The 16,813-nt window shown below is 30.1% G+C and carries 19 protein-coding genes and 1 rRNA gene; 7 read left to right on the top strand and 13 right to left on the bottom strand.

What is annotated here, in order from left to right:
• Window positions 1-21 precede the first annotated feature (21 nt).
• A 5S ribosomal RNA gene (gene rrf, locus OLM55_RS12590) occupies window positions 22-131 on the top strand.
• 142 nt (window positions 132-273) lie between these two features.
• On the opposite strand, the gene OLM55_RS12585 is transcribed toward rrf, so the two are convergent.
• The 6 genes from OLM55_RS12585 to OLM55_RS12560 form a co-directional block, all read right to left on the bottom strand.
• Complete coding sequence (locus OLM55_RS12585; RefSeq protein ID WP_264559254.1) at window positions 274-795, bottom strand: hypothetical protein; 522 nt, start codon at window positions 793-795, stop codon at window positions 274-276.
• 284 nt (window positions 796-1,079) lie between these two features.
• Window positions 1,080-2,123, bottom strand: a complete 1,044-nt coding sequence (locus tag OLM55_RS12580) for a D-alanine--D-alanine ligase (protein WP_264559253.1) — start codon at window positions 2,121-2,123, stop codon at window positions 1,080-1,082.
• On the bottom strand, window positions 2,120-2,794 hold the full coding sequence (locus OLM55_RS12575; protein ID WP_264559252.1) for an NRDE family protein: 675 nt from the start codon (window positions 2,792-2,794) through the stop codon (window positions 2,120-2,122). The genes OLM55_RS12580 and OLM55_RS12575 overlap by 4 nt, the downstream gene beginning before the upstream one ends.
• Window positions 2,782-3,270, bottom strand: a complete 489-nt coding sequence (locus OLM55_RS12570; RefSeq protein WP_264559251.1) for a DinB family protein — start codon at window positions 3,268-3,270, stop codon at window positions 2,782-2,784. The genes OLM55_RS12575 and OLM55_RS12570 overlap by 13 nt, the downstream gene beginning before the upstream one ends.
• Before the next feature lie 32 nt (window positions 3,271-3,302).
• The gene (msrB, locus tag OLM55_RS12565; protein ID WP_264559250.1) at window positions 3,303-3,770 is read right to left on the bottom strand and encodes a peptide-methionine (R)-S-oxide reductase MsrB; all 468 of its coding nucleotides are present in this window, start codon (window positions 3,768-3,770) and stop codon (window positions 3,303-3,305) included.
• Between the two features lie 79 nt (window positions 3,771-3,849).
• The gene (locus OLM55_RS12560) at window positions 3,850-4,293 is read right to left on the bottom strand and encodes a DUF4268 domain-containing protein (RefSeq protein ID WP_264559249.1); all 444 of its coding nucleotides are present in this window, start codon (window positions 4,291-4,293) and stop codon (window positions 3,850-3,852) included.
• A gap of 69 nt (window positions 4,294-4,362) precedes the next feature.
• On the opposite strand from OLM55_RS12560, the gene OLM55_RS12555 reads away from it, so the two are divergent.
• On the top strand, window positions 4,363-5,007 hold the full coding sequence (locus OLM55_RS12555; RefSeq protein ID WP_264559248.1) for an NUDIX hydrolase: 645 nt from the start codon (window positions 4,363-4,365) through the stop codon (window positions 5,005-5,007).
• A 90-nt stretch (window positions 5,008-5,097) separates the two neighbouring features.
• Window positions 5,098-5,901, top strand: a complete 804-nt coding sequence (locus tag OLM55_RS12550; RefSeq protein WP_264559247.1) for a lysophospholipid acyltransferase family protein — start codon at window positions 5,098-5,100, stop codon at window positions 5,899-5,901.
• A gap of 30 nt (window positions 5,902-5,931) precedes the next feature.
• Here OLM55_RS12550 and OLM55_RS12545 read toward each other — a convergent pair whose 3' ends face one another.
• Complete coding sequence (locus OLM55_RS12545) at window positions 5,932-6,573, bottom strand: hypothetical protein (RefSeq protein ID WP_413614322.1); 642 nt, start codon at window positions 6,571-6,573, stop codon at window positions 5,932-5,934.
• A 4-nt stretch (window positions 6,574-6,577) separates the two neighbouring features.
• Window positions 6,578-7,072 (bottom strand): RNA polymerase sigma factor, encoded by a 495-nt coding sequence (locus OLM55_RS12540; RefSeq protein ID WP_264559245.1) that lies wholly within the window; start codon window positions 7,070-7,072, stop codon window positions 6,578-6,580.
• Window positions 7,073-7,306: 234 nt separating this feature from the next.
• Here OLM55_RS12540 and OLM55_RS12535 point away from each other — a divergent pair, with 234 nt between their 5' ends.
• Window positions 7,307-8,611 (top strand): NAD(P)/FAD-dependent oxidoreductase, encoded by a 1,305-nt coding sequence (locus OLM55_RS12535; protein ID WP_264559244.1) that lies wholly within the window; start codon window positions 7,307-7,309, stop codon window positions 8,609-8,611.
• A 2-nt stretch (window positions 8,612-8,613) separates the two neighbouring features.
• Window positions 8,614-9,582 carry a hypothetical protein gene (locus tag OLM55_RS12530; protein WP_264559243.1) on the top strand — a complete coding sequence of 323 codons (969 nt, stop codon included), beginning with the start codon at window positions 8,614-8,616 and terminating at the stop codon, window positions 9,580-9,582.
• Window positions 9,583-9,593: 11 nt separating this feature from the next.
• On the opposite strand, the gene OLM55_RS12525 is transcribed toward OLM55_RS12530, so the two are convergent.
• Window positions 9,594-10,661, bottom strand: a complete 1,068-nt coding sequence (locus OLM55_RS12525; RefSeq protein ID WP_264559242.1) for a DUF3810 domain-containing protein — start codon at window positions 10,659-10,661, stop codon at window positions 9,594-9,596.
• A 96-nt stretch (window positions 10,662-10,757) separates the two neighbouring features.
• Here OLM55_RS12525 and OLM55_RS12520 point away from each other — a divergent pair, with 96 nt between their 5' ends.
• Window positions 10,758-12,224, top strand: a complete 1,467-nt coding sequence (locus OLM55_RS12520; RefSeq protein ID WP_264559241.1) for an aminoacyl-histidine dipeptidase — start codon at window positions 10,758-10,760, stop codon at window positions 12,222-12,224.
• Window positions 12,225-12,289: 65 nt separating this feature from the next.
• On the opposite strand, the gene OLM55_RS12515 is transcribed toward OLM55_RS12520, so the two are convergent.
• The 4 genes from OLM55_RS12515 to OLM55_RS12500 all read right to left on the bottom strand — a co-directional run bounded on the left by OLM55_RS12515 (window position 12,290) and on the right by OLM55_RS12500 (window position 15,213).
• Entirely contained in the window at window positions 12,290-13,060 is a 771-nt protein-coding gene (locus tag OLM55_RS12515; RefSeq protein ID WP_264559240.1) for a peroxiredoxin-like family protein, read from the bottom strand.
• Window positions 13,061-13,087: 27 nt separating this feature from the next.
• Window positions 13,088-13,897: a haloacid dehalogenase type II gene (locus OLM55_RS12510; RefSeq protein WP_264559239.1), complete on the bottom strand. Its 810-nt coding sequence runs from the start codon at window positions 13,895-13,897 to the stop codon at window positions 13,088-13,090.
• Window positions 13,898-13,947: 50 nt separating this feature from the next.
• The gene (locus tag OLM55_RS12505) at window positions 13,948-14,550 is read right to left on the bottom strand and encodes a TetR/AcrR family transcriptional regulator (protein WP_264559238.1); all 603 of its coding nucleotides are present in this window, start codon (window positions 14,548-14,550) and stop codon (window positions 13,948-13,950) included.
• A 114-nt stretch (window positions 14,551-14,664) separates the two neighbouring features.
• Entirely contained in the window at window positions 14,665-15,213 is a 549-nt protein-coding gene (locus OLM55_RS12500) for a PepSY-associated TM helix domain-containing protein (RefSeq protein ID WP_264559237.1), read from the bottom strand.
• Between the two features lie 501 nt (window positions 15,214-15,714).
• Between OLM55_RS12500 and prfA the strand changes: the two genes are divergently transcribed.
• Window positions 15,715-16,788 (top strand): peptide chain release factor 1, encoded by a 1,074-nt coding sequence (prfA, locus tag OLM55_RS12495; protein ID WP_264559236.1) that lies wholly within the window; start codon window positions 15,715-15,717, stop codon window positions 16,786-16,788.
• Window positions 16,789-16,813: the final 25 nt, after the last annotated feature.

Here is a 16,813-nt window from a genome sequence, read left to right as displayed (position 1 = left end):
GCCTAAAGCAATTTAACCTCTTAAGGTGGTTATTGCAGCGGGGCTCACCTCTTCCCATTCCGAACAGAGAAGTTAAGCCCGCTTGCGCAGATGGTACTGCAATCCTGTGGGAGAGTATGACACCGCCTTTCTTTTAAAAACCCTATCCTAACCGGATGGGGTTTTTTGTTTTATGTGGGTTTTGAAATGTTTAAACCATTTAGAAATTAAGTATTCATACAAATGCATATCAATAGCTTTGATACATTACCTAAATTTGGTTCAAAACAATAGTTATCTATGCTTTTTTTTATGTATTGTGTAATTTTTTAAAATTTCGTTATTTACTAAAGTTGAAAAATCTTCTGTTGCCTGCATATATATGTCGTTAATAATGATTTCTTTAATTCCGTTCATACAAATTGTATCTGTCTTGTCAGGAAAATGTATAAGTCCTTGTATTCTGGCGTCAAAATCATTTTGATTGTCTGAGACCTTTAATTTTTTGTATTTTGATAGAAATTTATTTGTAAAATTTTTATCTGAGATTTTAAGATAATACCTTTCGCTGTCTTTTGGAAGCGGACCACCTATTATAGGTCCGCAGTTAAATCTCATAGGATAGCTTCTATTTGGTGCTAAATAGTAGAACTCTATATAAGTTTTTTCAGAAGTAGTTTCAATATTTAGTTCAGCAGAATGGTGTTTTTCTTTACATCCAATTTGAATTAAAGAAATTATTGTAATAAAAAATATTTTACAGTTTATATTTTCGATAAACGATAGTGGTTCGCTCATTTGTATTTTTTTTTTCATGAAACTAATATTTTACTTGTTTAATAAACGTACAAAATAATATTTTTATTTTCTGCATCTTTTTTCAATTTCTCGCTCCATAGTCGTACATATTCAACCCTAACTCAGCTTGATATTTTTTACTGTTATACTGGCAACAAAAAGACCATAGAACTAATTCATAACAAAAATTTTGATTGTTGCACTATTTTCTGTGAGGGATAGCAGCGGCATCCTTTTATGAAATGCTAATGGAATAAAAGATATAGCGTATAGCCCGACCGTAATGGAATGGAGGTCACAGCCTAAAATTCTAAAATGGTGTTGTAATAGTTATTATGCTTTTTGAATTCTTTTACGCCTTGTTTGAAGGTAAGATAGGGAACTCCTTTTTGTTTGTTTTGTTTGCTTATAAGGTACAAATAATGAAAGTGCTTGGTGAGTTCTTTCCAGCCGTGAAGTAAGCTGTGGTTTGGATCGTAGATGTGTGTTGGTTCGCTTATTGCGCCATTTATTTCTACTATTTGAAAGTTGATTCCGTTTTCTAATTCATCGTATGAACTGAACATAATGTCCATTCTTCCGTAATTGAAACCTTCTATTTGGTTGCAAATTGTGTTGAAGGTATCGGTTAGTTTTGGAGTAATTAGATTGCTTGCATCGATAAATTTTGTGCCGCGGCAATGGTTACCGTAAGGAACGAGGTTTATGGTTTCGTTTACTTGTAAAACAGTATTTAGTTTTTCTTTGTACTCTTCTTCTAGTGTTTTGAGTTGGAATTGGTAACGAGGATCTTTTTCTAATAGTTCTTTAATGGTGTTTTTTCCGTTTCCTGTTAGAATTAGAAATTCTTTAGCCACGATTCCTGTAATTTTACCTTTTTCTTCGTTTGGTAATTTGATGTAAAAGAGTCCGATTTCGTTTTGATAGGGAATTAAATTTTGGACTAGAAAGTCAAAATTAGCTTTATTAGCATATTTAGATAGTTCTTCAGGATTATGAATTTTCTTTACTGCAGTTCCTCTCAGTCCAACATTTGGCTTGCAGATTAAAGGATACTTAATATTATTGGATTGAATTAAATTCTCAATAATATCTATCGGCGTTTTATTTTCAATTAATAAGGTGGTTGGATAGTATTTTTGTGGAATAAGGTCGTAGATTTCCTTTTTAGATTCCATGAAAAAACCTCCATTTCTAATGGTTGGATTAGACGCATTGAAATAGAAAAATGATTTTGTACGTACTACATAATAAATGTATTGAAAATAAACGGGAATATAAACGACTTGATAAGGCCAGTATTCCCAATGTGTAACTTTGTGTAGAAATAATTTTATTCTTTTCATATTTCTAACAAATCTATATATTTTAAATCGATTATTTTATTTACAACACATTGTGTTATACTTACTGTTTTAAGCAAGTTCTTTCGGTTGATTTGCAATCCGTAATTTGGGTTTTCGTTTTCCGTAAATTGGTGAAAATGTAATAAATCTTCGGCTGTTCTGTTTTCTTTTTGAATTAAAAACTCTTTAAACCATTTTGCTCTTTCTTGTCTGATTTCTTTAGCATATAAAGTTGAAGAAGACCAAATGTATTGCTTGTCACTATCTAGTTCTTGAGTTGATTTTTCAAGTTCATTCCATTGTAATTGAAATAATTGTTCACCATTAAATAAAACAATCGTAAAAGGCTCTATGTTGTCTAAATCTATCGTATTCCATTCTATTAATGGATTTTTAGAACTGATTAAATCTAAAACAATTAATCCTCTACTTTTTCTGTAATTTTCTTTTGAAACATGTTTTTCTTGCGCACCATTGAGCAAAACAATTACATTTTTATCATCGTGAGCAAACCACGTTCCTCCAGCTTGTGGATCTTTTGGATAGGTTATTTCTTTATTGTTGATATTTATTTTTTGAGGTGAAATGGCTTTTTTACGGCTTACTTTTTCATCGCGATTGGAAGTAATGCAAATCCCATTTTGAGTTGGAACAAAACTTACTGTGCACATTGTGTTCTATATTCAATGGTTGATTTTGCAATACCAAATTCTGGACAAAGTGTGATGTTTTTATTTTTTAGAACGGCAACTTTTATCAATGCCTGATGATGAATACTGTGTTCTAAATTATAGAGTAACTCTCTGAAATAGTTGGTTTTAACTTGAAATGTAATTTCATTAATACCTTGTTCTAAAGTCATTTCAATATTCTCTAAATCAATATTTTCTAAAATTGAATCTATTGTTTTTATAGCAATATTTTTATCAGTTTGAATAGTAACATTACGTTCTCTTTTGTCGTAATTTACAATTCCAAAATTATAACATTTTAATAACGATTGATACATTTCAATGATGTGTCTTGTGTGTTCTCCAATTGTAGCGTTGCTTAATTCGGGATGAGAAAAAATATATTCATCATCATTTAATTGATTTAAAAGTGCAATTATTTGAATAAAATTAGCTTTAATTGAAGCGACTAGCATATAGTTAATTTGGTTTTTTAAATATACTAAATTTATTTTTTAGGAATAAATTTTATTGAAACAGAATTTGTACAAAAACGTTGACCGGTTGTTTCTTTAGGTCCGTCATCAAAAACATGACCCAAATGTCCGCCGCAATTTGCGCAAACTACTTCTGTTCTTACCATTCCGTAACTTAAATCCTGATTGTATTTTACACTACCTTCTATTGCTTTATCAAATGAAGGCCAACCGCAATCTGATTCAAATTTTGTGTCTGATGTAAATAATTGAGCTTCACAAGCCGCACAAACATAAGTTCCTTTTTCAAAATGATCCCAATATTCACCTGTATAAGCTCTTTCCGTTCCTTTTTTTCTTAAAACTTCATATTCTAATTCACTAAGTTGTGCTTTCCACTCAGCATCTGTTTTTTTTACTTTTGGTTCCATAGTTTCTTTCGTTTGTGAATGACAAGATTGTAATGTAATTGCAAATAATAATAAAATAATCTTTTTCATAGCAGTAATTTTTATTTTATAGTCCAAAATTAGTTTTTATATGAGAAATATAATGTTAACTGGATTACAAAAAATGCAATTATGTGTTAATTTCTAAATTTTTGATATACTCTTCGTGTTCAAAGAAAAAGTACTCAAAAGCTTCCATTTTTTCAGAAAAGAAGTCAAATATTTCTGGCCAATGGGCTTTATTATTCATGCTTATTCCCGTTTTTTCCACCCAAACTCTACTAATTACTTTTCCTGTGCTTAAATGAAAATCTCGTTCAAAAATGGCATCGGGTAAATAATCTTGAAGTAACAAATCTTTTAACGATTCTACTTTCTCATAATATACTATACGATTTTTATCCTCTTTTGGTTCTATGTCTAATAAAACTTGTGCCTTTTTATTATCTACATAAAATTTAAAAGTAACATCTTTAATTTTAGTATTATATAAAATCCATTTTCTTGGATTTGATGCAGCAAATGCTGTCCAAAACTCCTTTTTTAACTTCTGCGCTTCTTCTTTACTAAACATTTTAGGTTATATTTTAGTATTATATGATTTTTTTGAACTAATTTAGAAGTTATAAAAAATCATAACAACATGTTATTTCTTGATTTTGTAAAATATATTCCAAAAATAGAAAAAGAAAAGTTGCTAGCAGCAGATGCTCATGCAAAAATGGCTCCATTGGAACGAATTTCTTTTTTAAAGAAAACAGATTATGAACACAAGAACCCAAGAAAAGCGGCAGTTTTAATGTTGTTTTATCCTAAAAATAAGGTAACTCACTTGGCTTTAATTGTCAGGAATAGTTATCCAGGTGTTCATTCTTCACAAATTGGTTTTCCAGGCGGAAAGGTAGAATTAGAGGATAAAGATTTAACTGAAACTGCTTTAAGAGAAACACATGAAGAAGTAGGTATTCATCCAAATAAAATTGAAGTAATAAAGCCTTTCAGTACTATTTATATACCTCCAAGTAATTTTTTAGTTTCACCATTTATGGGAATTTCTCATCAAGAGCTAGAATTTATTCCCGATTTAGATGAAGTAAAAAGAGTTTTAGAATTACCTCTTTCAGTATTTTTAGATAATGAAACAATTACTAATGTTAAAATGTCTACTTCCTATGTTACTGATATTGAGGTACCTGCATTTATGGTTGAGAAATATGTAGTTTGGGGAGCTACTGCTATGATGATGAGTGAACTGAAAGAAGCAATTGTTAATGTGCTTAAAGTGTAAATCATTATTAAATTTTTCACACTTAATTAGCTAAAAAAACCATTGATTTGTTACATTTGTAGCCTTGCTTTATTAAAAAAAATAAAAATTATGGGATTATTTAAAAGAAATCCTTTTGGTCATATATTATTTTTAAAAAAATGGTTAATCCGAATTGCTGGAGGTTTAACACATAAAAGATATCGTGGATTTAATAGTTTACATATTGAAGGATCTGAAATAATAAGAAATCTTCCTGATACAAATGTATTATTCATTTCAAATCATCAAACGTATTTTGCAGATGTTGTAGCAATGTTTCATGTATTAAATGCTAGTTTAAAAGGTAGAGAAAATAACATTAAAAATGTTGGATATTTATGGCAACCTAAAATGAATATGTATTATGTTGCAGCAAAAGAAACAATGTCTTCTGGTTTGTTACCTAAAATATTAGCTTATGCAGGAGCAATTTCTGTAGAAAGAACTTGGCGAGCAGAAGGTAAAGATGTAAAGCGTGAAGTTAATCCAAATGATACTGAAAATATTAAAGTAGCACTAGAAGACGGTTGGGTTATAACTTTTCCACAAGGAACCACAAGATCATTTAAACCTGTAAGAAAAGGTACAGCTCATATTATTAAACAGCATAAGCCAATTGTTGTGCCTATTGTAATTGATGGTTTTAGGAGATCATTTGATAGAAAAGGGTTGTTAATTAAAAAGAAAGGTATTTTGCAATCATTTGTAATTAAAGAACCTTTACAATTTGATTATGAAAATGATACTATTGAAGAAATTGTTGAAAAAGTTGAATATGCAATAGAACAGCATCCATCATTTTTAAAGGTTATTCCTGTTGAAGAACTAGAAGAACAAGCAAAATTAGATGAAGAAAGAAAATGGAAATATTAAATAAAAAATCCTGCTAAATGCGGGATTTTTTTATAAATCTATTTTCTTTAATTCTTTATAATTATTATTTAAACGTTTCATTAATATTCCATAAATCAATCTGTAAAACAACCATATGAATCCAATTACAATAAGAATAACAATAATATAAAAGAACGTTACCATTAAATAAAACAAATTAGAATCCATGGTAGCACTCATATTATTGAAAACTTTTTCAATATTAGGGTCATATTTTAATTGAAAAATAACTACAAGAACCATAGAGAAAAAAGTCATTATTAAATTATACCAAACATAATTCTGGACTGTTTTTCGGGTTTTTAAAATGGTGTGCATTAATTGCTTTACTGTATCAGTAGTATTAATTGTTTTATAATTTTTATAAAATAAGTAAATAAAGAAAAGAATAACGGCATAGTTAACAGTTGTAATAATAGGCATTACGTCTCTTAAATGATACAGTTCTAGCGTCTTTAAATAATTTTCATCGGTTGTAAAAAAGCCTAAAACACTCCAAAAAGCTATTTCAAGAATGCTTATTACCAATATCCATTTTACAATAGACGATGATTTTTTATGCAACATTCCATAAATTTCTTTTTCCGTGATTTGAGTATAAGAATTCTCATTCTTTTTCCAATCTTTTTTTAATATATCTAGTTCATCCATCATACTACGGATTTAATATTTTTTTTAATTTTCCCTTCAATCTGTTCATTTTCACTCGTGCATTTACTTCGGTAATACCTAATGTTTCCGAGATTTCACTATAATCTTTTTCTTCTAAATACAAGAAAACTAATGCTTTTTCAATATCATTCAATTCGCCAATAGCACTGTATAAAAGCTTAATTTGTTCTTCTTCTTCAAAGTTGTAATCTTCTTGTTTTACTTTATGAAAAGTATTGTCAAACTCAATAGTATTAATTGTTTTCTTCTTTTTTCTGTAAAGGGTAATTGCAGTATTCAATCCTACACGATACGCCCAAGTAGTAAATTTAGAATCGCCTCTAAAATTAGGATACGCTTTCCATAACTGAATCGTTATTTCTTGAAACAAATCGTTATGAGAATCTTGGTCATGCGTATACAGCCTACATATTTTGTGGACAATATTCTGATTTTCCTGTAAAAGTTTCACAAACTGTTCTTCCGAAGCTTCACTCATACCTTATAAGTAGTTAATCTGTTTAAGTTGTTACAATAATACTGATAATTTTTAGAAGCTTTTTCCAGCTGTCCGTTATATCTTTTTAATAGCTTTAATAAAGCTATTAAAAAGGATACCACTTCCATCTGGGCTATTAAATAGAAGTAAATATCAAATAATAAATTCAGTTCACAAATAAATTCTTTCGAAACAATCTTTGTATATTTGTAGTACATTTATTAAAATTTTCAAATGAATATTCCTCGTTCAAGTTTTCCTCGAATAGTTATTATAGGTGGTGGTTTTGCTGGTATTGCTTTAGCAAAGAAACTAAGAAATAAAAAGGTGCAAGTGGTTTTGTTAGACAAACACAATTACCATAATTTCCAACCTTTATTATACCAAGTGGCAACAGGAGGTTTAGAACCCGATTCTATTGCATATCCTATTCGAAAAGTAGTACAGGAATTTGAAAATTTTTACTTTCGATTAGCTGAAGTTCGTGAAATTGATACTAAAAACTGTAAAGTATTTGCCGACATTGGCGAACTTAAATACGATTATTTGGTGATGGCAACTGGCTCTAAAACCAACTTTTTTGGAAATAAAGAAATGGAACGTAATTGTATGGCTATGAAAACCATTCCGCAATCGTTAAACATTCGTAGTCTTATTTTAGAAAACTTTGAGCAAGCCTTGTTGACAAATGATATTGAGGAACGTCATAGTTTAATGAATTTCGTGTTAGTAGGTGGCGGACCAACAGGAGTTGAACTTGCAGGAGCTTTAGCCGAAATGAAAAAAGCCATTCTTCCCAAAGATTATCCTGATTTGGATGTTCGTAAAATGGAAATCAACCTTATTCAAAGTGGTGATAGAATTTTAAATACAATGAGCGAACACGCTTCTGAAAAAGCAGAAGAGTTTTTGGTAAAATTAGGTGTTAGTGTTTGGAAAAACGTTCGTGTAACGGGTTACGATACACGAATTGTAACCACAAATTCCGATTTGTCTTTTGATAGCGCAACGGTTATTTGGACAGCTGGTGTACAAGGAGCTTTAGTTAATGGATTAGATGCTTCTTGTTTGGTTGAAAGAGCAGAGCGAATAAAAGTTAACGAATTCAATCAGGCAGAAGGTTATGAGAATATTTTTGCCATTGGCGATATTGCTTCAATGTGTTCAGAGGAATATCCGCAAGGACATCCTATGATGGCACAACCTGCTATGCAACAAGGCCGTCATTTAGCAGAAAATTTAGTTCGACTTATCAATAAAAAAGCAATGAAACCTTTTGTGTATAAAGACAAAGGTTCAATGGCAACCATAGGTAGAAACAAAGCGGTTGTAGATTTAAAAAACTACAAATTTAGCGGTGTTTTCGCTTGGTTTGTTTGGATGTTTGTGCATTTGTTTTCACTTATAGGTTTTAAAAATAAAGCTGTTGTATTTTTAAATTGGGTGTATAATTACATTCGTTTCGATAGAGAAGCACGCTTGATTATTCGTCCGTTTAAAAAGAAACAATTGACCAGTTTTACTAGTGATGAGATTTAGTTATGGACTTTAATAATTTAGAACAGAGATTATCAATTTTATATAAAGCTATTAATTTACATTATAGTTTTTACAAGCCTGTAGTTCCTGAAACTGAAGAATATGTTGAGAATGGTAAAAGACACCTTAAAGTTACATTTGGTGGAGGAAGTATAAATACTGATGAAAAATTAGAAGTATACAACAGAATGATTTTAGTAATACATCATCTTGCTAACATAAAAGATAATGTAAAGAAATATTTGGCAGATAGAAACCTTGATGATAAAGTTGTTGAGAGCAGAATAAATAGTTCAATGCATTTATCAATAATTACAGATTTATCTAATTCTGAAAAACATGGTTATCCTTTAACGAAAACAAGAAGGTCTAAATTAGATCCAAAAATCACAAATATTAGAGAAGCGTGGAATATAAATTATCCATTATCAAAGGTTTTTTATAATCCAATGAATTCTAATATTGAATTTACTGCTGATATTGTTGACTTTAATGATAATATTATTTCTGATTTTAATGAGTTAATTGAAAAAGCAATTGAAAATTGGGAAGATTTTTTTATTGAAAATTTAAATGAAGTTTCTGGTGAGATTGCTTTAACAAGAAAGGTTAAAGAGCAAAAAAGTAAACAAATATTAAAAGTTCAACATACCATTGATGAAGTACATAAAATTCTTGATTCTTCAGAGTGGATTGATGTTTCATGGCAAGAACTAGTTGTTGGAATGATTGTTAGAAATATTCAAAGAGAAAATAATCTAACTAATTCAACTGGGATTATTGTAGAGCAATTTATAGATGAAAATTCACTGCCAACTATAACATTAAAAGATGACTCTCCTTTTCGTATTATGAATTTTCATGTTGAAAAATATAATTGGAAAGTCATTAAGATTGTTAAACCAAATGATTTAATGGTTTTAAGTTATTACTATTATAATTGTCATATACTATTGCAAAGTATTAACTGAAAACTGCCAACTTATTTCTGCTCACTGAGCACTTTCTCATACCCAATCATCAGTCCAACAAACTTACTGTAACTTTCTAAGCCATCTTGTTGTTGGTTTGCTTTTAAGAAATTGTCATAAAAAAATTCAAAAGCTGTATCTATAGGCGTGTGGTACTTTTCCCAAAACTGTTCGTTTTCGTCAAAGTTTTTCAAAACCCCTTTGTTTATAGTTTTTAGAAATTTTTCTGATTTTCCTTCTTGCATCATTTCCAAGTTATGCAAACAATAACGCGTTATAAAACTATACGCAGCATATTTAAAATATACATCTTCGTTTTTGGAAGCAGCAATAAAACCTATAAAATTACATTCACTTTCGCTACCAATTCCCGTTTGGTGCGCCATTTCATGCGAAGTTGTTAAGGGAGCATTGTATTTTGGTTTTAAAATATTAACCTGTGCTTCATTGGTAAACGGATTCAAATAACCACCAAACCCCATATAACTTAAAGGATAACTAAATAATGACGCTTTTGTGCTTTTGTAGTTGTATTGAAAATCATTTAAAGCTTTCGGTAAGTTTTTGTAACCATTTTGTGCCAATTCAAATATTTCATCATTAGAATAAGGAATGTGAACTGCAATTGTATCGTTTTTGGTTATCGATAATTGAATTGCATTTGTTTTGGTAATCATTTTTTCGGTAAACGCTTCTAATTCCGCCAAAGTATATTCTTTGTCAATATTTAATTTTTTGTGTAAAGGAATTCTATAGTAATTCATTCCCCATAAAAAATGAAAGAAAAAATAGAAGATAGAAAACCAACTTAAAACTGTTAATCCGTTTGTTTTCCAGTTTTTCCAAAAGCCTTTTTTGTTGTTCCAAATCCATTTTAATAACAGAAAAATTAAAATATAATAAATAACATCTCCCACTGAAAAAGGAATGTTACCAAATACATTTCGAGAAACAAAAGCAATTTTAGGATACAAACCTTTGCTGTACCAGTTTTCCACAAATTCAGGAAAAAAAGCCAAGGTTTTAACCAAAATAATTTGGATAAAGAATAGGATTGGAAGGATGTATTTTCTTTTCACGTTATAATTTAAAAAGTAAATATAATTACAAATCAATTCATAAAGAAATTAAACTTTGTAACTTTGTTGCTTTGACACTTTAAAACTACAAAAAGAATGAGCCAAGAAGTAAGAAACCTTGAACCAAAAGAACTTTGGAATAAATTTGCCGATTTAAATGCAGTGCCTCGTCCGTCTAAAAAAGAAGAGCGTGTAATTGCTTTTATGATGGATTTCGGAAAGAAATTAGGATTTGAAACCATAAAAGATCACGTAGGAAATGTAATTATTAAAAAACCGGCTTCTGCTGGAATGGAAAATAGAAAAACCATTGTAATGCAGTCGCATTTGGATATGGTGCATCAAAAAAATAATGATACGGTTTTTGATTTCGACACGCAAGGAATTGAAATGTATGTAGATGGTGACTGGGTTCGTGCAAACGGAACTACTCTTGGTGCGGATAATGGGTTAGGAGTGGCTACAATTATGGCAATTTTAGAAAGTTCTACAATTAAACATCCTGCAATTGAAGCTTTGTTTACTATTGATGAAGAAACAGGAATGACAGGTGCAATGGGTTTACAAGGTGGAATGCTTGAAGGAGAAATTCTTTTAAATTTAGATACCGAAGAAGATGATGAAATTGATATAGGATGTGCTGGTGGAGTAGATGTTACCGCTACTGCTGAATACGATGAAGAAGACGCTCCAGAAATCGCTGTGGGTTATACAATCACAGTTAAAGGATTAAAAGGCGGACATAGTGGAATGGATATTCACAAAGGATTAGGAAATGCGAACAAAATCATGAATCGTTTATTGTTTAACGGTTATGACGATTTTGGATTGCAAATTGCATCTATAAAAGGAGGAAGTTTGCGTAATGCAATTCCTAGAGAAAGTGTTGCCGAAGTTATTATTGCAAATGTTTACGATGAAGCTTTTGTGTTTGACATGCAAGAAATCATCAATGAAATAAAAACAGAATTAAAAACTACAGAACCAAATTTAGAAATTCTAATTGATAAATCAGAGAAAACTCCTGCTAAAGTAATGCCGCCAATGGCACAATACTTTTTGGTAAGAGCCTTATATACTGCGCATAACGGAGTGTATAGAATGAGTGCTGATTTTGATAATTTAGTGGAAACATCAAACAATATTGCAAAAGTAATTGTGGGCGATGGAAAACTGAGTGTGCAATGTTTAACACGTTCTTCTGTTGAAACAGCTAAGTTTGATTTAGCAAATTCATTACGTTCAGCATTTGAATTAATGGGTTGTGAAGTGGAATTTTCTGGAAGTTACCCAGGTTGGACGCCTAATGCAAAATCGGAAATACTTGATGTTTTAAGTTCTATTTACGAAAAACAAAATGGTAAAAAAGCTGATGTTGTTGCTTGTCATGCAGGTTTAGAATGTGGAATTTTAGGAACTAATTATCCAGAAATGGACATGATTTCTTTTGGACCAACCATAAAAGGTGCGCATAGCCCAGATGAAAGAGCAAGTATTTCTTCTGCTCAAAAATATTGGAAATTTGTATTAGAGGTTTTGGAGAATATCCCAATGAAAAACTAAGAAGATAATTATATAATAAAAAACCTCATTATTAATGAGGTTTTTTTCTTTCTACTAAATCAATACTATTTCATTTTTTTTAGAAACGCTATTAAATCTTTTGGTTCTGCTCTTTTTCTGTAATCTGCATCTAAAAATGCATATTTTATAACTTTATCTTGTCCTATGATATAAGTTGCTCCTAATGGTAATTCGTTTTTAGAGTTTCCGTTATATTCACTTAAACCAAAACTTTCTTCATAAATTTTAGCTACATCGTCTGTAAGTTTATGAACTACTTTGTATTTATTAGCCACTACATTATCTACATCACTTAATATTTCAAATTGTAATTCGTTTTTTTGTTTTGTAGTAATAGAACTGTCTGGAACTTCTGGAGAAAGAGCTAATAAATTAGCGCCATATTTTTGAAATTCAGGAAGTGCTTCTTGCATGTGATGTAATGTTAAATTACAATATGGACACCATCCGCCACGGTACCACATTAAAATTACCGGTCCTTTTTTTAATTCCTCATATAAAGAAACTTCTTTGCCTGTTGCATTTTTTAGTTTAAAATCTATTGCAGTTTCACCTACTTGTAATGCGTTTTCAACAATTTTACTATCTTCTAAAAATTTTAAACCTTCCGCGTAAATTTGTTTTTTTTCAGCATCTGCTTTTTTGCCAAAGTCAGTCATTCGGTTGTTTAAATCAGTTTCTAACGGTCTTTCTGCTGATTGATTTTCTGTTGTTTCAGTTTTCATTTCTTGTTCTTTTGTAGATTCGTTTTTTACATCTTTACATCCTAAGTATAGTAAAATACTTGTGCTTAAAATTAAATACTTGATTTTCATTGTTATCATTTTAATTAGTGTTTCGTTTTATTGTAAAGAGATTAGTTTTTCAGCAATTAGTTTTAGATTAGGCTCATTAATTTCTGGTTTTTCTGCTAACGGATACAATTGTGCTCCCGGTCTGCTTACAAATGCACCTCTCCAATTTGCCCAAAGTGCTCCGGCAATATCCCAACCATGAGCAGCGATTAACATGCATTCGCTTTTTTCTACACCCATTTTTCTAGCAGCCCAAGTATATGCATCTGCATGAGGTTTAAATTTACCTATATCTTCAATACTTAAACGTTCGTCGAAATAGTCTAATAATCCAGCATTTTTAAATTGAGTTTCTACGCCTATATTAGATGAATTGGTAAAGGAAACTAATTTATAACCTGCTTTTTTTAATTGTGTTAGTGCTTGTTTTACTTCTGGATGAGCTGGTAAAGAACGTATAGGACCTAAAATAGCTTCTTTAGCTTGTTCATCCGTTAGTTCTATTCCGTTATTTAAAGCTACCATTTGCAAAGCTGCCGCACCAATAATTCCAAAATCATTGTACTGGTTTCCTACTGTAGTTACTAATGAATATTGAAGCATTGTTGTAAACCATAATTGCAACAAGTCTTTTCTACCTCCTAGTGCATTTCCTACGCTTTCTTTCATAGCAGTTAAATCTAACAATGTTTCGTTAACATCAAAAAATAAAACTTTTGGTCGTTTTTTTAAATTGTTTTCTAGCATATTATCTTGGTTGTTTGATGAAAATGTTAAATTTGGAACGGCTAAACTTGTTAAACCTAATAAGGCAGATTTTTTAATAAAATTCCTTCTGTCACTTTTTGAATGATTCATTTTTGTTTATTTATAAAACATACTAAAAGGTATGTTTTTATTTAAAAAAATTATGGTTTTAATTGATTTAGGTATAATGAAAGGCCGTTTAAATATTCGTCAAGAATCAAATCGTCTTGATATAGTTTTCGTATACCTCTTATTCCTTCAAAAGCACTAATTAAATATACAGCAACTGCCTGACTAGAAATATTATTTTTAATTGAATTTTCTCTTTGTCCACGTTCAATTAATGTAACTAATTCCGCTTTCCAGTTTTCAATAATTTTTTTTAAAGCACTTTGGTAGGCTATTTCATAATCGCCAATTTCATTTATAAAATTATTCATTGGGCAACCATGTTGTTTGTCGTATAATGGAAAAGATTTTATTCGATTTAAGAAAGTTAATTCTAAAATTTTTAAGGCATCACCAGAGTCTTTTAACGGAATAATCATTCCTTGATGAACTCTTTTTTGTAATTTTAAACTAATAACTTCAAGACCTAATTCTTTTTTGCTTTTATAATGATGATAGAAAGCACCTTTTGTTAGAGCACTTGCGTTCATTATTTTATCGATGCTCGTGCTTTTAAAACCATTTTCATAAAACAGTTTAAATGCTTCATCAATAATTATTTTTTTTGTTAGTTCTGATTTTAAATCTTGTTTCATGTTACAAATTTAAATAAAAAATACCAACTAGAATGTTTTTTGTATTTTGTTTAACTTTTTAGTGTTATTTACTTTAAAAAACTCCCCAACCATTTTTAGTTGAGGAGCTTCATACTAACTTAAAAATAATAAAAACAGAATAGGGAAGAGTAAACCTACGATAGCTAGTTTCCAACCTCTTCGCTTAAATGTGTGTTTTCCATGTTTAACCATCATTGCTCCTGTTACGGCTATACATATTAATGAAAGGCCAAAAATATCTGAAAAATAAATCCACCAATTAGAAGTTGACTTATGTAATTTCATTGCTTGACTTATAACTGGAGTTTTTAAAAAATGAATAATTTCGCCTTTACCAGATTTTAGATCAATTTCTACTTCAGTATTTTCAAATTGCATTTTAAATTTACCTTTTCTAACCATATGGCGTTTTACTTTGTCATTAATGTTTAGTTCTTTGGCTAGATTTTCAGCATAGGCATCATTAATTTGTGATTCTTCAGGTAATAATATTTCAATTGCTTTAGCCTCAATAGTATATTTATCTGGATGCCAATTTTCTCGATGATTCATTAAAATTCCAGAAAAGGCAAACGTAATAATAAGGCCTAAATAAAAATAACCTAAATCGCGATGTAAATTTCTAATAGTTGCTTGTTTCATTTTTTAAAGAATATGGTGAATTATAATTTATGAATAATGTTAATATTTGTCTTTGTTCTATATGATTTATTTTAATAATTTTGTTACAATTGTTAATATACATAGGTATACATATTTATTCATACCCAACTGAAGCTTCCTTAGTTGTTTATCCATTTACAGTAATTACATTCATAAATTCTGCTTAGGGATGAGGTTTTAATTTTTCTCAATCTACCATGCAATTTTCAATAACTTCAAAAGAAACATTTTTAACATACCTGAAGAGACTGTTTAAAATAATCTATTTATTGTTAAATTTACTTTTAACTACTTATTTAGATTTAATAAAAATAATCGCGCAAAAATATTGAAGAAAATTTAAACAACAAAACTTATTTGGATTAAATTCAAATAAACTTTTTATTGTGCTGATTTTCAACTTAAAAAAAACTCACGATAGAACACGATAAACTGAATTTTTTTTTTCTTAACTTTGCACTCCAAAAATAAGACAGTACTATGTTAGATAGATTGCAATATGTTAAACAACGTTTCGACGAAGTATCAGATTTGATTATTCAGCCAGATATTATTGCCGATCAAAAACGTTATGTGCAACTGAACAAAGAATATAAAGATTTAAAAGCTTTAGTTGATAAGCGTGAAGAATATATAACTCTTGATGCTAATATTCAAGAAGCACAAGAAATTCTTGCAGATGGTTCTGATGCCGAGATGGTTGAAATGGCCAAAATGCAAATGGAAGAAGCAAAAGAAAGAATTCCTGAATTAGAAGAGGAAATAAAATTTATGCTAATCCCTAAAGATCCAGAAGATGCTAAAAACGTTATGGTTGAAATTCGTGCTGGTACTGGTGGAGATGAAGCTTCTATTTTTGCAGGAGATTTATTTCGTATGTATACGAAGTATTGCGAGGCTAGAGGCTGGCGAACTTCTGTTGTAGATGTAAGTGAAGGAACTTCTGGAGGTTTCAAAGAGGTTATTTTTGAAGTTACAGGTGAAGATGTATATGGAACATTAAAGTTTGAAGCTGGTGTGCATCGTGTACAACGTGTTCCTCAAACGGAAACTCAAGGTCGTGTGCATACTTCGGCAGCTACAGTTATGGTTTTACCAGAAGCAGAAGAGTTTGATGTACAAATTGATATGAACGATGTTCGTGTTGATTTCTTTTGTTCGTCAGGTCCTGGAGGTCAATCAGTAAATACAACAAAATCGGCAGTTCGTTTAACGCATATTCCAACAGGTTTAGTGGCCCAATGTCAAGATCAAAAATCTCAGCATAAAAATAAGGACAAAGCATTTATTGTATTACGTTCTCGTTTGTATGAAAAAGAATTAGCTATCAAACAAGCAGAAGATGCTGTTAAACGTACTTCTCAAGTAAGTTCTGGAGACCGTTCGGCAAAAATTAGAACCTATAATTATTCTCAAGGTCGTGTAACAGATCATCGAATTGGTTTAGATGTTTTTGATATGGACGGAGTTATGAACGGTAAAATTCAGAAGTTTATCGATGAACTTCAATTGGTTAACAATACTGAAAAATTAAAAGAACATGATGTTTTTTAATTTATAAATACAAGCCTCATTTATT

Origin of the sequence: Flavobacterium sp. N2270 (assembly GCF_025947225.1) — a bacterium.
GTDB lineage: Bacteria > Bacteroidota > Bacteroidia > Flavobacteriales > Flavobacteriaceae > Flavobacterium.
The sequence above is the reverse complement of the archived record's forward strand: the minus strand, read 5'-3'. Positions and strand labels throughout refer to the sequence as shown.

Coding starts and splice junctions, on each gene's coding strand:
- OLM55_RS12585 (WP_264559254.1), bottom strand. CDS start 795: ATGAAAAAAAAAATACAAATGAGCGAACCACTATCGTTTATCGAAAAT.
- OLM55_RS12580 (WP_264559253.1), bottom strand. CDS start 2,123: ATGAAAAGAATAAAATTATTTCTACACAAAGTTACACATTGGGAATAC.
- OLM55_RS12575 (WP_264559252.1), bottom strand. CDS start 2,794: ATGTGCACAGTAAGTTTTGTTCCAACTCAAAATGGGATTTGCATTACT.
- OLM55_RS12570 (WP_264559251.1), bottom strand. CDS start 3,270: ATGCTAGTCGCTTCAATTAAAGCTAATTTTATTCAAATAATTGCACTT.
- msrB (WP_264559250.1), bottom strand. CDS start 3,770: ATGAAAAAGATTATTTTATTATTATTTGCAATTACATTACAATCTTGT.
- OLM55_RS12560 (WP_264559249.1), bottom strand. CDS start 4,293: ATGTTTAGTAAAGAAGAAGCGCAGAAGTTAAAAAAGGAGTTTTGGACA.
- OLM55_RS12555 (WP_264559248.1), top strand. CDS start 4,363: ATGTTATTTCTTGATTTTGTAAAATATATTCCAAAAATAGAAAAAGAA.
- OLM55_RS12550 (WP_264559247.1), top strand. CDS start 5,098: ATGGGATTATTTAAAAGAAATCCTTTTGGTCATATATTATTTTTAAAA.
- OLM55_RS12545 (WP_413614322.1), bottom strand. CDS start 6,573: ATGGATGAACTAGATATATTAAAAAAAGATTGGAAAAAGAATGAGAAT.
- OLM55_RS12540 (WP_264559245.1), bottom strand. CDS start 7,072: ATGAGTGAAGCTTCGGAAGAACAGTTTGTGAAACTTTTACAGGAAAAT.
- OLM55_RS12535 (WP_264559244.1), top strand. CDS start 7,307: ATGAATATTCCTCGTTCAAGTTTTCCTCGAATAGTTATTATAGGTGGT.
- OLM55_RS12530 (WP_264559243.1), top strand. CDS start 8,614: ATGGACTTTAATAATTTAGAACAGAGATTATCAATTTTATATAAAGCT.
- OLM55_RS12520 (WP_264559241.1), top strand. CDS start 10,758: ATGAGCCAAGAAGTAAGAAACCTTGAACCAAAAGAACTTTGGAATAAA.
- OLM55_RS12515 (WP_264559240.1), bottom strand. CDS start 13,060: ATGAAAATCAAGTATTTAATTTTAAGCACAAGTATTTTACTATACTTA.
- OLM55_RS12510 (WP_264559239.1), bottom strand. CDS start 13,897: ATGAATCATTCAAAAAGTGACAGAAGGAATTTTATTAAAAAATCTGCC.
- OLM55_RS12505 (WP_264559238.1), bottom strand. CDS start 14,550: ATGAAACAAGATTTAAAATCAGAACTAACAAAAAAAATAATTATTGAT.
- OLM55_RS12500 (WP_264559237.1), bottom strand. CDS start 15,213: ATGAAACAAGCAACTATTAGAAATTTACATCGCGATTTAGGTTATTTT.
- prfA (WP_264559236.1), top strand. CDS start 15,715: ATGTTAGATAGATTGCAATATGTTAAACAACGTTTCGACGAAGTATCA.